Genomic DNA, 15523 nt, shown 5'->3' on the forward strand with positions numbered 1-15523 from the left:
GTGCTGTACGTTTTTTACTCAAGGTTTATCGTTTGATTGATTTAGTTGCTGCAAACCCGGTCGTTCCAAAGCCCAACCCGATGAGCCTGTACCTCGCGCGTTTGGCGCCTTCCAGCCAGCTCACCATGCGCTACGTGCTGCAAGATGCGGCCGATCGCCTGGGTTTTGAAGACATGAATGTCGAAGAGATTCCCTGGCATGCGTTACAACCCGAAGATGTTGTGGGTCTTGTCGCGGCGTTGCGCGCAGACAACTACGCACCCAACACTTCTTCGTTGTATGTGAATGCCGTGCGCGGAGTCATGAATGAGGCCTGGCGCATGAGCCTGATCAGCCAGGAACATCTGTTGAAAATGCGCTCGGTCAAGGGCATCGCCGGCACGCGGCTGTCTCAGGGGCGCAATCTCAAGCGCACGCTGATTCACGAATTGATGGAAGTCTGCGCCGCCGACCCGCGCCCGCAGGGCCTGCGTGATGCGGCAATCATCGCGTTGCTGTACGGGACCGGCATGCGCAAGTCGGAATCGGTGGATCTGGATTTGAATCAGGTCGACTTCAGCGAACGCAGCCTGTGCGTCACCGCCAAGGGCAACAAGCAGTTGATCAAATACGCACCGGCATGGGCGTTCAGCAAGCTCAATGCCTGGCTCGAACTGCGCCGTTCACAGCTCAAGGAAGGCGAGAGCGACGATGCCTTCCTGTTCAACCGCATCCGCCGTGGCAGCCACATCACCCGCGAGCGCATCACCAAGCACGCGATCTATTACATCGCCCGTCAGCGCGGGACGCAGGTCGGGGTGAAGATCATGCCCCACGATTTCCGTCGCTCGTTCATCACCCGGGTGATCGAGGAGCACGACCTGTCGATCGCGCAGAAACTGGCGCATCACAGCAACATCCAGACCACCGCCAACTACGATGTGCGCGATGACAACGAGCGGCGGCGGGCGGTGGATCGCTTCGATCTCTGATCAGTTCAGGCCAAACACATGCGCCGCACCGAGCACCGACAGTTGCACCGCGCTGCCGGCGGGCGGCGCGTGCATGCCGGAGCTGCGCACCAGAATCGAACGGGCCGGATCCTGAGTCGCGGATGAGCTCAGTTCGACCGTCAAGGTGCAGGTATTGCCGGCGAAATCGCGGTCGGTGACCAGCGCATGGCAGCCTTGACTGTCAGACGCCACTTCGGCGATCTGCAATTGTTCGGGGCGCAGCATGATCTGCGCAGCGCCGCTGAAGCCGTTGCTGTTCACCGCCACCTGACCCAGATCGCAGTGCGCCCAACCCGCCTCGATCCGCGCGGGCAGCACCACGGCTTCGCCGAGAAAGTGCGCAGTCTGCTCATCATTCGGAAAGCGGTAGAGATCCATCGGATGCCCGGACTGCACCAGCCGGCCGCTGCGCATCACCGCCAATTGATCGGCAAACGACAACGCTTCGCTCTGATCGTGGGTCACCAGAATGGTGGTGACGCCGGCGTCTTCGAGCAGGCGCGCGACCATTTTGCGCATGGCACTACGCAAACCGGTGTCGAGGGCAGAGAACGGCTCATCGAGCAGCATCAGCCGTGGTTGTTGCGCCAGTGCCCGGGCCAGGGATACGCGCTGTTGCTGACCACCGGACAATTCGTGCGGCCAACGGTTGACCATGTTCGCGTCCAGCGCCACGCTGTCCATCAATTGCAGAATGCGTTGATGGCGCGCAGCGCCGGTCAGGGCCAGGCCGAAACCGATGTTCGCTGCCACCGTCATGTGCGGGAACAACGCGCCGTCCTGCGGGACGTAGCCGATCTGCCGTTGATAGGCCGGCACCGCGTGGCTGCGGTCGACCAGCGTCTGGCCGTTGAGCGTGAGGCTGCCGCTGTCGGGAAACTCGAACCCGGCGATCATCCGCAACAGCGTGGTCTTGCCGGAACCGGAGGGGCCGACGATCACCGTGCGGCTGCCGGTCGGCACGTTGAGGCTGACGTCATCGAGCGCCTTTTGTGCGCCGAAGGTTTTACTGAGGTTGAGCAGTTCGAGAGCGTTCATCGGCCAGCGGTACGCCTGGATTGGTGATAGAGAATGGCCGTCAGCGGCAGGGAAAGCAGGATCATCAAGAGCGCGTAGGGCGCTGCGGCGGCGTAATCGATTTCGCTGGTCATCGCCCAGAAGCCAGTGGCGAGGGTGCGCGTGCCGTTGGGCGCGAGCAGCAGGGTCGCGGTCAGTTCATTGGTGATTGCCAGAAATACCAGGGCTGCCCCTGCCGCCGCGCCGGGAGCTGCCAGGCGCACGGTGATCAGCCACAATGCGCGCAACGGCGAGCGGCCAAGGCTTTGCGCGATGTTTTCCAGTTCGACCGGGGCCTGCGCGAAACCGGCGCGCAGACTGACCAGCGCCCGCGGCAGGAACATCAGCAGATAGGCCAAGAGCACGGTGATGGTGGTCTGGTAGATCGGCCGGGCGAAATGAATGGTCACGGTGACCAACGCCAACGCAACGACAATGCCGGGTAGCGAACTGGTGATGTAATTGCAGCCTTCCAGCAAGCGCTGCAGTTTGCCGGGAGAGCGGATTGACAGCCATGCAATGGGAATCGCCGCGACGCTGGTCAACAACGCGCCGGCCACGCCATACGACAACGTCTGCAGCAGGGCCGGCATTAACTCGTCGCCTTGCCAGACCTGCACACCACCGGCCACCAGCCAGCGGCCCAGTGTCAGCAACGGCACACCGAGCGCCAGCAGGCAGGTCAGCGTTTGCAGGAGTAACGCCAAAGATGTCGCGCCGCGCCCCAGTTGCACGCTGCGCTGATCCCGGGCGCTGCCGGACCCGACTCGCGCATAACGCGCCTGGCCACGGGCGGCGGATTCAGCCGTGAGCATCGCCAGACAGCACAGCGCCAGAACCCCGGCGAGCATGTTGGCGGCCGGGCCGTTGAAGGTCGATTTGAACTGATCGAAGATCGCCGTGGTGAAGGTGTCGAAACGGATCATCGCGTACAAGCCGTACTCGGCCAGCAAATGCAGACCGACCAACAAGGCTCCACCGCAGATTGCCAGGCGCAATTGCGGCAACACCACCCGAAAGAACACCGCCCAAGGCTTGAGTCCCAAGGATTGCGCAACGTCTTCAATCGCCGGATCGAGACGACGCAAGGTCGCCGCAATCGGCAAATACAGAAACGGGAAATACGCGATCACCGACACCAGTACACCGGCGGGCAGGCCGTGGATCGATGGAATCAGGCTGACCCACGCGTAACTGTGGACGAACGCCGGCACGGCCAACGGTGCGACCGCCAACACTGACCACAAGCGTCGGCCAGGCAGGTTGCTGCGTTCGGTCAGCCAGGCCAGAGTTGTCCCGAGCACGATGCACAATGGCAAGGTGATCAGCACCAGCAGCACGGTGTTGATCAGCAATTCGCCGACCCGCGGGCGAAATATCATGGCTTCGATGGTTGCCCAACCGGTGTACCACGACACGCCGATCACGAACGCAATCGGCAGCAATGACAGCAACGACACCAGTACCGCCGAGGTCACCACCCACGAGCCGCCGCGCCCGCCAAGCCTGCGGGCAGGGTGGAGAAGGCTGGCGGGGGCCGTCGCAACGGCCGGTGCAGGCAAGGTTTCGGGCATCACTCAGAGCAATCCGGCCTGGGTCATCAGCTCGACGGCTTTTTTGCTGTCGAGGGTCGAGGCATCGACTTTCGGCGCATCGAGGGTTTTCAGCGGTGTCAGTTTCGGGTTGGACGGCGCGCCTTTGCCCACGGCGTACTCGAAGGAGGTGCCGGTTTCGAGAACTTCCTGGCCTTCCTTGCTGGTGATGTATTTGACGAATTTTTGCGCTTCATCCTGATGCTTGCTCGATGCCAGCACGCCGGCGCCGGAGGTGCTGACGAATGCGCCCGGATCCTGATGCTTGAAGTAATACAGGCGGGTGTTGTTGCTGTTTTCGCCGGTCTTCGACTGATCGACGAAGCTGTAATAGTGATAGATCACGCCGCTGTCGATCTGCCCGGCGTTCACCGCTTTGAGCACCGCGCTGTTGCCGCGATAGATGGTTGCATTGGTCTTCATGCCCTTGAGCCATTCCAGCGTGGCGGCTTCGCCTTTCTGTTGCAGGACGGCGGCGACAATCGCCTGGAAATCCGCGCCAGCCGGGGAGGCGGCCCAGCGGCCTTTCCATGCCGGGGTGGCGAGGTCGAGCAGGGATTTGGGCAGGTCTTTTTCAGTCAGCTTGTTCGGGTTGTAGACGAACACGGTGGAACGGGCAGCGATGCCGACCCAATTGCCGTGGGCCGGACGGTAGGCGGAATCGACTTGCTCAAGGGTCGCGGGCGCCAACGGGGCGAACAGTTTGGCATTGTCCACCAGCACCATCGCCGGGGAGTTCTCAGTGAGGAATACATCTGCCGGCGAGGCGGCGCCTTCCTGCACGAGCTGGTTGCCCATTTCGGTGTCATCGCCATTGCGAATGGTCACCGGAATCCCGGTTTCTTCGGTGAACCCGGCCACCCAGGCCTTGGTCAGCGTTTCATGCTGCGCGTTGTAAACCACCAGACCCACCGAGTCGGCGGCAAACGCCTGCCCGGTGCCGAGCAATGCGGTGGCCAGCAATGCGCGCTTGAAGAAGGATGGAAGGCGTGGATTCATTCGGGCAGCTCCTGTTTTTAGACGTTATGAGCAAACCCTCGCAGGAAACAATGCGAACGATTTGCAAGTGTCGAGTCGCGGCAATGTAGGGTGGCAAATGAGAAAAAAACGTCAAAGAAGCCGTTAATACTTGTCATTGCCATTCAAATTTACCGCGACTCTCCACTTTTGTCTTAACGTCATTGCTCAGGAGTGGGGGATGTAGGCCATGCTCTGGTCTTCACGCCCGTGGAATAGCTGCTCGCCACGGGTCGGGGTGGTGGTGATGACCTGGTGATCAGCCTTCAGCGCATCCAGTGGCACGGCATCACCGGAACGGTATTGCGCGACGAAAATCGTGCGTTGCGGATCCCAATGTTCCCCGCTGGTCCTTTCCAGCCAGGCGATCAGCGTCGCGGTGTCGCCATTGTGCGGGAAGTCCTGGATCGTTTCCGGCACGTAGTAGAACGGTGCACCACCGGTTTGCAGGTACATCGGCACTTTGTTGTCGACCTCGATCATGACCATGCGCCATTGATTCAACGGTGCCTGCTGACTGGCCTGTTCGCGAACCTGCTCGCCGAAGCGGATAACACCGCCGCCGCTGTTGGTCCACGGGTAAAGCACCCCCAGGATCGCGGCGAGCAACACCGTGGTGACAGCGAAGCCGATCTTCAGACCACGACCTGCGCTGTTGCGAGCGGCCATGCGCCGGGTCACCCACCAGGCACCCAGCAGTTGCGCGAAGGGCACCAACGGCAGGACGTAATAGCTGCGGCGACTGCCACACGCGGTGAAGAACAGCATCAGCAACGCGAGCCCTTGAATCAGCCAGCGGGTGTCCGGTTCGATGTGCTTCCAGTTGCGCGCGGCCACCCACAAGGCGATCAACCAGCACGGTGCCCAAGGCAGGGTGTACACCGGCAGGTAGATCAAGTAGGTGTAAATCGGCCCGAATTGATCGAACGGCTGGAAAAACCTCACGACGTTTTCGCGCAGCACCAGGCCGAGGCCGCTCTGTTCGTAGTTGGGCGCACCGTAGAGGTGGGACAACAGGAACGGCGTCATGTAGAACGCCCCGGCGATCAGCAGAGCACCCAGCAGTCGCAGGTTCAGGTGACGTTTCCAGCGATGTTCGCTGAGCAGGTGCGGCAGCAGCACCAGGCCGGGCAGGATGAAACCGATCAGGCCTTTGAACAGCGATGTCAGCGACAGCAGGCCGAAGAACACCACGTAGCGCCAGAACCGGGTGTCATCCGGGCCGCGCCAGTACCACCAGACGGCCGCCAGCACCCCGCAGACGGTGAGAATGTCGGCGGTGGCGACTCGCGCCCAGAACACGAAGTAGAAAGTGGTCGCCAGCATCCAGCCGGCGATCAACCCGGTGCCTTTGCGAAACAGTTGCTCGCCGATCAGGTACACCAGCCACACGCTGAACCACGCGGAAATCACCGATGACAGGCGCAACGACCAATGCCCCAGTCCGCCGGTGAACCACGAGGTGGCGGTGATCAGCCAGTACGACAGCAACGGCTTGTCGTAGTAGGGGCCGCCCTTGAGATAGGGGTCGAAATAGTCGCCGCTTTGCAGCATCTGCAACGCGATGTTGGCCCAACGGGTCTCCGGCCCCCATAGCTCACGACTGCCCAGGCCGAGCAGTAAAAGCAGGGCAGTCGCTGCCAGCAGAAGCAGCAACTGCCTCCGTTCAGTCCTGGTCTGGGTCATGGCTGGCTCTGACTGAAGATGAGGATTTCGATTTGGCCACGGCGGTAGTGCTTGCCGTCTATTGGCAGCAGTTCAAGTTGTTGCGCGTCCGATGTGCTGTTGACGCGCATCACCACGCCCACCGAGCCTTTTTTCCGCGCTTCGGTCATCCATTGGCCAACACCTTCCAGGCTGACCTTGCGTGAAGCCATGGCCGGGTCATCGAGGCCGTACTTGAGCTCGCCAACGGTGTTGAACAGGTCGACTTGCGGGCGGCGCAAGCGCCATGACAACGCAGAAGCCGCGCCCAGGTCGTTGCTCAGCAACGAGCTGGTCTGGCTGAGTTCCTGCTGATGCTCGGCGATGAACTGATCCGGCATCTTGCTGTTGACGATGGTCGCCGGCATTGCAGCGGGTAGCAGCGCGACAAGCAGGCCGATGCCCAGCGCCGGCATCGCCCACAGCGTCAGTGGTCGCAAGGCTTGCAGCGAACCGGCAATGATCCAGCCGAGCAATACGATGTAGGCCAGCGACAGGCTGAACATCTCGGTGTTTGCGTAGATTTCACGGGTCGCTTGCAGATAAATCAGCGCCACCAGCGCGGCGCCGGCCAGCACCACGTTGACCACACCGTTGGTACGCAAGACGCGGCCGTTCTGGTCAGCGAGCCAGTTCATCACGTTGTAGCCCATCAACAGGGCCAATGGCAGCAGGCACGGCATGATGTAGGTCGGCAGTTTGCCGCTGCTCGCGCTGAAAAACGCCAGGGGCAGCAGGAACCACAGAGCCAGGAAGGCGATTTTCGGGTCACGCTTTTCGCGCCAGGTGCGCAACAGCGTCGAAGGCAGCAGCAATGCCCATGGCAAGGTGGCGGCAAACAGCAGCGGCAGATAGAACCACCATGGCCGTGCATGCTGTGCGTCTTCGCCGGCGGCAAAGCGGCGGATGTGTTCGTGCCAGAAGAAGAACCGCCAGAAATCCGGTTCACGGTAATGCACGGCCAGTGCCCAAGGCACGCTGACCAGGGCGGCCACCGCAACGGCGACCAGACCATAACGCACCAGCTCGCCAAAGCGTCGTTGCCAGATCATGTAGGGCAGGGCGATCAGCACTGGCAGCATCAGGGCGAGGAAACCTTTGGTCATCAGGCCCATGCCACAAGCGAGGCCCAACAACGCCCAGCCGCCCAGGCGCGCGCGCGGGGTGGTGCTGTCGATGGCAAACCAGATCGCCACCAGGCTGAGGTTGACCCACAAGGTGAACTGCGGATCGAGGTTGGCATAGCCGGCCTGACCTGCAATCAGGCCGAAGCTCATATAAAGGAGGGCGCACGCTGCGCTGATTCGCGGGTTGTTCCACAGGCGACGGGCCAGTACGTAGGCCAGCCACACGCTTACGCCCGTGCTGAGCGCCGAGGCGATGCGTACGCCGAACAGGTTTTCACCGAAAATGGCCTGGCCGATGGCGATCATCCAGTAGCCGGCAATCGGTTTTTCGAAGTAGCGGATGCCCATGAAATGCGGCGCCACCCAGTTGCCGCTCAGAAGCATTTCCTGGCTGATCTGGCCATAACGGGTTTCATCGGGAATCCACAGACCGTGGGTCATCAGTGGCAGCAGATAAAAGACCACGAATGCCAGCACCAGACCGGGTATCGCAAAGCGCTCGACCAGGGTGCTCTGGTGGAGGTGTGGCAAATTCAACGCTGCATGGTGCAGCGGTTTGTTCTCAGACGTCATGACTGGACCTTGGTGCAGTACAAAGTGTGCGTTTCAGTGAAGCGCCTGGCGATTTCCGTTGCAGGCGCGGCACTGGGTTGAATGAATGCAGAGGAGAGCACGTCCGAAGGCCGTGTCCTGTATTCAGAGAACGGGTCTGCTTCCAGCTTTAAGTTCTCCTCGGGAAGACAAGCTCTAAAATGAAATATGTCCAGTTGCTCAAAATAAAAAACATTTCTTATTACAATTTCATAGGCGCCAATACCCTGTGCCAGAGCATTGGCCGAGTTGTTTGTTGCTTGATTAAGTTTGCTGGTTACTTGGTCAATCGCTGCCAGCCTTCAGGGTTCATGATGCCAATGACTTCAAGTTTGCCTTGTGCATCTATACGGGCTAAAACCGCGCCGCCATATTCGGTGGCGACCGCGCGCGGGTAACCGGTTTGTCTTTCGAAATCGGCGATGCAGCCGCTGTGGGTCACGAGGATCATGTTCTGCCCAGGGGGCTTGTGCGCCACCAACTCATCGCGCATCGTCGGGCCACAGGTTTCCAGCCATTCTGCCGCCATTGCGTCGCGACCGAACATGTAATGAGCCGTTTGCGCAGTGCGCGTCAGGGGGCTGGTGAACACTTGGGTCTGCTGCATTCCCAATTGCGTAAAGGCCCGGCCAACGGAGACTGCAGAGACGCTGCCTGCCTGGGTAATACCGTCTGCCGGCCCCAGGCAAATGTTGTTCGAGCGGTCACAGCGTTCGGCGTGGCGCACCAGTGCGACGACCTCGCCAGCCTGCCAGGCTTTCACCCATTGCTGGGTGGTAGAGGCGCTGACATAACGCAGGTTGGCAGGTGAACGCTGCAGCCAGACGAAGCCACAAATCAGGCTGATCACCAGCACGCCGGCAGCGATGGCAACCCAGGCCCGCGGACGAGAGAGGTACGATCTCTTGGGTGCTGATTGTATTTGTACTAATTCAACCACGACGTTGCCCCTTGTCATTCCCGAGTTCCATTCAGTTCACACGCAAAGTGCAACGTAAGCTCCAGGAGGTTAGTTACTTTACGGTGGGTTGCTTGAATGGCTGCTGAACACTACGTTCAGAGTCGTGGCGGCGCAGTGAAGAACATGTGAAAAATTTGCGAGAGAGGCGCAGGTATCAACAGAAACGGCTATTTGATAACTAAACTCAAATAGCCGTTTTGTTTGCTTGAAGCACTTAACAACTGCGCCGGGCAAGGCGAAGCTGCGCGCTTTGGACAACGTCGTCGCGCCGCCCCTTGCAGCTCTGACATCAGCACTGGAGTCATTGAACCGGATGGACCTCAAGCAAAGCCTCGCCAATCGGATCGTGATTGTGTTCGCCTTGATGAGCGCGGTGGTAGCCGGTGTCTTCGCGATGGGCATTGTGGCCACGGTGCATGTCGTCGAGCACAAGTTGACCATGACGGCCCTGAGCGGCGGACTGCGCCGGTTGCTGGCGATAGACGACATCAACCAGTGGCGCCATGAGCCGGAAAAGAGCGAACTGTTTTTTTTCGAGAACGGTCCGGGGCCCATGGCGCTGACGCCGCAACTGGCAAAACTGCCCTTGGGGTTTCAGGAGATCACCTTCAACGGTGATGATTTCTACGCCATGGTCGAGGCAGTCGGCGGCCGCAAATATGTGTTGCTGCGCAATCAGGAAAGCTTCGAACAACGCGAGCACCTGCTGTTCGTCGTGGTGATTGTCGGGTTCATCCTCAGTGTCATGTTGGCTGTCGCGCTCGGCAGGCTGCTGGCGCGGCAGGTCATGGCGCCGGTGATTCGCCTGGCGGGGCAGGTACGTCATCGCGATCAGTTGATCGCGTTGGCGCCGGCCCTGCATCCGGATTACGCCGATGATGAAGTAGGGGAGTTGGCGCTGTCTTTCGACCAGACACTCGGCCGGTTGCGCGAGACTCTGAACCGGGAAAAGCTCTTCACCAGTGACGTGAGCCACGAACTGCGCACACCGCTGATGATTCTGGCCAGTTCCTGCGAGCTGTTGCTGACCAACCCCTCGCTGGATCGGCGTTCCACTGAGCAGGTCAAACGCATTGCCCGGGCCAGCGCTGAAATGCGCCAACTGGTCGAAACCTTCTTGATGCTGGCGCGCAAGCCGGAAGAGCTTGGCACCGAATCCACCTGCACACTCAAATCTATCGCTGACGCCCAGGTGGAAATCTGGGGGCGATTGATTCGCGAAAAGGGCCTGGAGTTCATTTACGAGCCGCAACTGGCTGGCAGCACGCGCTATGACCTGACGTTCTTGCAATCGGTCATGGGCAATCTGTTGCGCAATGCCTGGCACTACACCGATCAGGGCTTCGTCCGGTTGACTCTGCTCAAGGACAGTTTCGTGGTCGAGGACAGCGGCATCGGTATTCCGGAAGAGAAACGCCAGGCGATGTTTCAGCCATTCGTGCGTGGTGACGAACAGCGCGGTGAAGGGCTTGGCCTGGGCCTGTCGCTGGTGCAGCGGATCTGCAGCCATCAGCACTGGCAGGTTCAGTTGGTGACTCGCGAACCCAACGGCTGCCGTTTCACCGTCACGCTACCGGCGGCGACTCAGGACGCCGATGGACAGGTGCGTGAATTGCCCGCCGCTTGATTGATCAATGCAGCCAGTCGTTTGACGTTGTTCTGTTGCGCGGCCACCAGGTCATCGATGCTCGGGCCGGACGGTGTTTGCAAGGTTGAATGACACGTCAGCAGAGCATTGTCCGCCGCACCGCTCGGGCGCAGGCGCCACTTGACGTCGATCAGCCCGTATTGTCCGGGAATCGAGTCAAAACGCTGCACATCAATGCGCACCGAAACATTGCCGCGACTGCCGGTATTGCTCAGTTGATCGCTCAACGCGCTGCGCAACTCATCCGCCAGACTCGCCCCCCACCATTGGGTTTCCAGAATCGCAAGGCCATTGTTGCCCTGACGGATGACGATTTGCGGGCGGTCGACCTGTGGCGGCACGCTGATCGCCTCGATGGGAATCTGCGCACCGGCCCGGGACGTCGGCAGTTGCACCGGCGTCAGGGTGTGAAAGTTGATCGGCTCGCTGCGGCAGGCACCCAGGAGCATGAACGCAGCGAGCACGGTGATCTTCAGCGGTAAAGCCATGGGGTAGCTCCTGTGCTCAATTGCGTGGCGGTCCTTTCAGGTCCAGCGGCGCGGCATTGTCGGGGCGACCGCGAATCAGCGATTCCGGATGGCGACCGAGATAATCCGACAGCTCACGCAGTGAACGCGACATGCGCCCGAGTTCGTCGAGGGTCTCGGTGAGTTTCTCGCGCTGCGGTGAGTCTTCGGCGAGGGTCGAGCTGGCGGACTGCAAGGTCTTGCTGACGTCGGCCAGGGTGGTCTGCACGCTCGGCAGGGTTTTCGCGTTGAACTGTTGCAGGCCTTTGCGCAGCTCCACGAGGTTGCTGTCGAGGTTGCCGGCAATCCGCTCGACCGGCAGTTTGTTGAGCTTGTCGACCACGGCTTCGAGTTTTTCCTGCAACTGTTCGAGGCTGCCGGGCACGGTGGGCAAGACCACCGGCCGGGCCGTCGGGTCAAACGCGACTTTCTCGGCTTTCGGGAAGAAGTCCAGTGCAACGTACAGCTGCCCGGTCAGCAGGTTGCCACTGCGGGCCTGAGCGCGCAGACCGTTATCGACGAAGGTGCCGAGCAGACGAATACCGGCGGCTTCGTCGTTGGGATCGTGCTTGAATTCGGTCAGCATCTTTTTGTAGGCCTGGCCCAGGCGCTGCGGGTAAATGACGATGCCGACGTTGAGCGGGAAGCTGCGTTTTTTCGCGTCGAAGTCCAGGTTGATCCCGACGACCCGGCCGATCTCCATGCCGAGAAACTCTACCGGTGCATCGACCTTGAGCCCGCGCAGCGACTGATCGAAACGCAGCACCATGTATTGCGCCTTGCCGTTGGGCGGGGCGAGGGCGGTCTGCTGATCGGCGAACAGCTCGAAGTCTTTGTCGTCCGTGGCAGCAACGTCGTTGGGGCTGTAATCCGGCGCACGGAAGGCAATGCCGCCGACCAGCATGGTGGACAGTGATTCGGTTTTCACGGCAAAGCCGTTGGCGCCGACATTGATGTCAATGCCGCTGGCGTTCCAGAACCGGGTGTTTTCGGTGACGAACGCGTCGTTCGGCGAATGGATGAACACCTCGATGTCCACGCCTTTGCCCTCGGGATTGAGGGTGTAGGTGACAACCTGGCCAACCGGAATCTTGCGGTAGTAAACCGGCGATCCGATGTCCAGCGAGCCGAGATCCGGGGCGTGCAGCATGAAGCGCTTGCCCGGTTCGCCGTAGGTGATCGGCGGCGGGTTCTCCAGGCCCTTGAAGTGTTTGGCGCGGCTGTCGGATTGGCCGATATCGGCGCCGATGTAGTCGCCGGAGAGCAGGGTGTCGATGCCCGAAACGCCGCCGGCGCCGATGCGTGGGCGCACGACCCAGAAGTGCGAGTCTTCGCGGGTAAAGGTTTCGGCCTGCTTGGACAGTTTGATCGTGGCGTCGACGCTCTTCTGGTCGGCGCTTAACTCGACGTCGGTCACCTGACCGATCACCACGTTGCGATACTTGACCTCGGTCTTGTTTGCGGTCAGACCGCTGCCGGTCTTGAAGTTGACGACGATGCTCGGGCCTTCCTGCAGCAGATTGTGCACCACCAGCGAAATACCGACCAGCACCGCCACGATCGGCACGATCCACACTAGTGAAATGCTGAAACGACGCGTCTTGATCGGCGCTTGGCCAGGTGCTCGTGGCTCATCGGCGGCTGACGACTTCATCCATGTCCCCCTCGGTTTTGTGGATGCTGAGCTTCAGGAACGCAAAAGCACTCCATCAATATAGAAGTGCTTGGCGATAGAGCAAATAGCGAGGAGCTGGTTACGTGTAGGAGCTGCGTTCAGCCGACAAGTTCGCGCAGGCGATACCAGAACATCCCCAGTGCCAGCAACGGCGAACGCAGCGCCGGGCCGCCGGGGAAGGTCATGTGCGGCACGGCGCTGAACACGTCCATGCCCTGACTATGGCCGGCGTGAATCGCTTCGCCCAGCAGCTTGGCGCACCAGTGCGTGACGTTAAGACCGTGACCGGAATAACCCTGAGCGTAGAACACGTTCGGCTGCTGCTTGAGCCGGCCGACCTGCGGGAAGCGGTTGGCGGTGATGCCGATCTTGCCGCCCCACTGATAGTCGATGCGCACATCCGCCAGTTGCGGGAAGACCTTGAGCATCTTCGGGCGCATGTAGGCAGCGATGTCCGCCGGATCGCGGCCGGAATAGTGGCAAGCCCCGCCGAACAACAACCGTCGATCCGCCGAGAGCCGGTAGTAATCGAGTCCGACTTTCTGGTCGCACAACGCGAGGTTCTGCGGGATCAGCTGCGCCGCGCGTTGTTCGGATAGCGGCTCGGTGGCGATGATGTAACTGCCGGCGGGCAACACCTTGCCACTGAGTTGCTGTTCGAGTTCATCCAGATGCGCATTGCAACCGAGCACCAGACTGCCAGCGCGCACGCTGCCAGTGGCGCAGCGCACCTCAACGGTTTCACCGTGGATGATCTGCAACACCGGGCTTTGCTCGAAAATGCGTACACCGAGGGACGCCGCCAGACGCGCTTCGCCCTGCACCAGATCCAGCGGATGCAGATGGCCGGAGCCCATGTCGATCAGCCCCCCCGCGTAGCCGTCGGCGTTGACCACTTGCTGACGGATCTGCTCGGGGCCAACCAGGCGGGTCTGGTGTTGATAGCCGAGTTCGTCGAGGCTGACCTGTTCGTCCTTGAACGCCGCGAACTGCGCCGGGGTGTTGGCCAGTTCGCAGAAGCCCCAGCGCAGGTCGCACTCGATATCGTTTTCAGTGATGCGCTGGCGCACCAGGTCCACCGAGTCGATCCCGGCACGTTGCAGATAGCGCACGCCGTCGTTGCCCACGTAACGTGCAAAGCCCTCGACCTCATGACCGATGCCGCGAATCAACTGACCGCCGTTGCGTCCGCTGGCCCCCCAGCCGATGCGCCGGGCTTCGATCAACACCACCGACAGCCCGCGTTGCGCCAGCTCAATCGCGGTGTTGACCCCGGTGAACCCGCCGCCGATCACGCAGACATCGGCGGTGAGATCACCGTCAAGCACCGGCCAGGGCGTACTTGCCCGGGCCGAAGCAGCGTAATAGGAGCGGGCGTGTTCTTTGCTGTACTGATTCATTTGTTCGACTTCACTTTGCTCCAGGACCGGGTCATCAGACGCATGATCGACTGGGGCGGGGTGGTGGAAATATACAGTTTGTCGAGGACTTCCTGCGGTGGGTAAACCTCTGGATTGCTCACCAGTGCCACGTCCATGTACTGCTTGGCCGGCGGGTTCGGGTTGGCGTAACCGACCGAGGCGCTGACCTTGGCGATCACTTGCGGATCAAGCAGGTAATTGATGAAGGCGTGGGCTTCCTTGGGATTGGCGGCGTCGGCTGGAACCGCCAACAGATCGAACCACAGGTTGGCGCCTTCCTTGGGAATTGCGTAGGCGATGTTCACGCCGTTCTTGGCTTCCTTGGCGCGGTTTGCGGCCTGAAACACGTCGCCGGAGTAACCGAACGCCACGCAGATGTCGCCGTTGGCCAGATCGGACACGTATTTCGAGGAATGGAAATAGGTGATGTACGGACGGATGCTCAGCAGTTTGGCTTCAGCCTTCTTGAAGTCTTCCGGGTTCTCGCTGCGTGGGTCCATGCCCATGTAGTTGAGGATCGCCGGGAACACTTCGTCGGCCGAGTCCATCATCGACACGCCGCACTGCGACAGCTTCTTGATGTTTTCCGGTTCGAACAGCACCGCCCAGGAATCGATGTGATCGATGCCCAGCACTTGCTTGACCTTGTCGACGTTGTAGCCGATGCCGTTGGTGCCCCACAGGTAGGGGACCGAGTGCGCGTTTTGCGGATCGTTCTTCTCAAGCAGCGCGAGCAGTTTCGGGTCGAGGTTTTTCCAGTTCGGCAACTGCTCGCGATCCAGTTTGAGGAACGCGCCGGCCTTCACCTGGCGGGCGAGAAAATGGTTGGACGGCACGACCACGTCGTAGCCGGTGCGGCCGGCAAGCAGCTTGCCTTCCAGGGTTTCGTTGGAGTCGAAAACGTCGTAGATCACCTTGATCCCGGTCTTGGCCTGGAAGTCGGCGAGGGTGGTTTCACCGATGTAGTCGGTCCAGTTGTAGACGGAGACCTGGGGCTGGGCCAGGGCTGCGGTGCTGCACAACAGCGCCAGTGCGGCAGGAACCATGGATTTCAATAGACGCATATCGACACCTCTTCGAATTTTTTGGATTTTTTCGGGTGATTCGCTAATTCCTGTGGGAGGGGGCTTGCTCCCGAAGAGGCCGGCACATTCAACATTTCTGTGACTGACAGACCGCTTTCGGGAGCAAGCCCCCTCCCACAAAAGCCCATCCCACAGAGGTGAAGGGGCT

Annotated in this window: 12 protein-coding genes; 2 read left to right on the forward strand and 10 right to left on the reverse strand. The window is 60.7% G+C overall.

Annotated elements, in window-relative coordinates; genetic code table 11:
- Positions 1 to 80: 80 nt before the first annotated feature.
- Positions 81 to 971, forward strand: coding sequence for a tyrosine recombinase XerC (gene xerC / locus NTD85_RS00860; protein ID WP_262141196.1), 891 nt, complete (start codon positions 81 to 83; stop codon positions 969 to 971).
- Here xerC and NTD85_RS00865 read toward each other — a convergent pair whose 3' ends face one another.
- The 6 genes from NTD85_RS00865 to NTD85_RS00890 form a co-directional block, all read right to left on the reverse strand.
- A complete protein-coding gene (locus NTD85_RS00865) occupies positions 972 to 2030 on the reverse strand; it encodes an ABC transporter ATP-binding protein (protein ID WP_262141197.1) in 1059 nt (352 codons plus the stop codon).
- Positions 2027 to 3622: an ABC transporter permease gene (locus tag NTD85_RS00870; RefSeq protein ID WP_262141198.1), complete on the reverse strand. Its 1596-nt coding sequence runs from the start codon at positions 3620 to 3622 to the stop codon at positions 2027 to 2029. Before NTD85_RS00870 ends, NTD85_RS00865 begins: the two co-directional genes overlap by 4 nt.
- Positions 3623 to 3625: 3 nt before the next feature.
- Positions 3626 to 4639 (reverse strand): iron ABC transporter substrate-binding protein, encoded by a 1014-nt coding sequence (locus tag NTD85_RS00875; protein WP_262141199.1) that lies wholly within the window; start codon positions 4637 to 4639, stop codon positions 3626 to 3628.
- Positions 4640 to 4825: 186 nt separating this feature from the next.
- Positions 4826 to 6343, reverse strand: coding sequence for an ArnT family glycosyltransferase (locus NTD85_RS00880; RefSeq protein WP_262141200.1), 1518 nt, complete (start codon positions 6341 to 6343; stop codon positions 4826 to 4828).
- Complete coding sequence (gene arnT / locus NTD85_RS00885; protein ID WP_262141201.1) at positions 6340 to 8061, reverse strand: lipid IV(A) 4-amino-4-deoxy-L-arabinosyltransferase; 1722 nt, start codon at positions 8059 to 8061, stop codon at positions 6340 to 6342. The genes NTD85_RS00880 and arnT overlap by 4 nt, the downstream gene beginning before the upstream one ends.
- 295 nt (positions 8062 to 8356) lie before the next feature.
- Positions 8357 to 9037 (reverse strand): histidine phosphatase family protein, encoded by a 681-nt coding sequence (locus NTD85_RS00890; RefSeq protein WP_262141202.1) that lies wholly within the window; start codon positions 9035 to 9037, stop codon positions 8357 to 8359.
- A gap of 316 nt (positions 9038 to 9353) precedes the next feature.
- Between NTD85_RS00890 and NTD85_RS00895 the strand changes: the two genes are divergently transcribed.
- Positions 9354 to 10667: a sensor histidine kinase gene (locus NTD85_RS00895; protein WP_262141203.1), complete on the forward strand. Its 1314-nt coding sequence runs from the start codon at positions 9354 to 9356 to the stop codon at positions 10665 to 10667.
- Here the strand turns inward: NTD85_RS00895 and NTD85_RS00900 are convergent.
- The 4 genes from NTD85_RS00900 to NTD85_RS00915 all read right to left on the reverse strand — a co-directional run bounded on the left by NTD85_RS00900 (position 10625) and on the right by NTD85_RS00915 (position 15354).
- A complete protein-coding gene (locus tag NTD85_RS00900) occupies positions 10625 to 11176 on the reverse strand; it encodes a membrane integrity-associated transporter subunit PqiC (RefSeq protein WP_226499374.1) in 552 nt (183 codons plus the stop codon). The two genes, NTD85_RS00895 and NTD85_RS00900, sit on opposite strands and share 43 nt — an antisense overlap.
- Positions 11177 to 11192: 16 nt before the next feature.
- Complete coding sequence (locus NTD85_RS00905; RefSeq protein ID WP_103519795.1) at positions 11193 to 12848, reverse strand: intermembrane transport protein PqiB; 1656 nt, start codon at positions 12846 to 12848, stop codon at positions 11193 to 11195.
- A 119-nt stretch (positions 12849 to 12967) separates the two neighbouring features.
- A complete protein-coding gene (locus NTD85_RS00910; protein WP_262141204.1) occupies positions 12968 to 14269 on the reverse strand; it encodes an NAD(P)/FAD-dependent oxidoreductase in 1302 nt (433 codons plus the stop codon).
- Complete coding sequence (locus NTD85_RS00915; RefSeq protein WP_003224753.1) at positions 14266 to 15354, reverse strand: polyamine ABC transporter substrate-binding protein; 1089 nt, start codon at positions 15352 to 15354, stop codon at positions 14266 to 14268. The genes NTD85_RS00910 and NTD85_RS00915 overlap by 4 nt, the downstream gene beginning before the upstream one ends.
- Positions 15355 to 15523 lie beyond the last annotated feature (169 nt).

It is taken from the genome of Pseudomonas sp. 13B_3.2_Bac1, from assembly GCF_025466205.1.
Taxonomy (GTDB): domain Bacteria; phylum Pseudomonadota; class Gammaproteobacteria; order Pseudomonadales; family Pseudomonadaceae; genus Aquipseudomonas; species Aquipseudomonas fluorescens_H.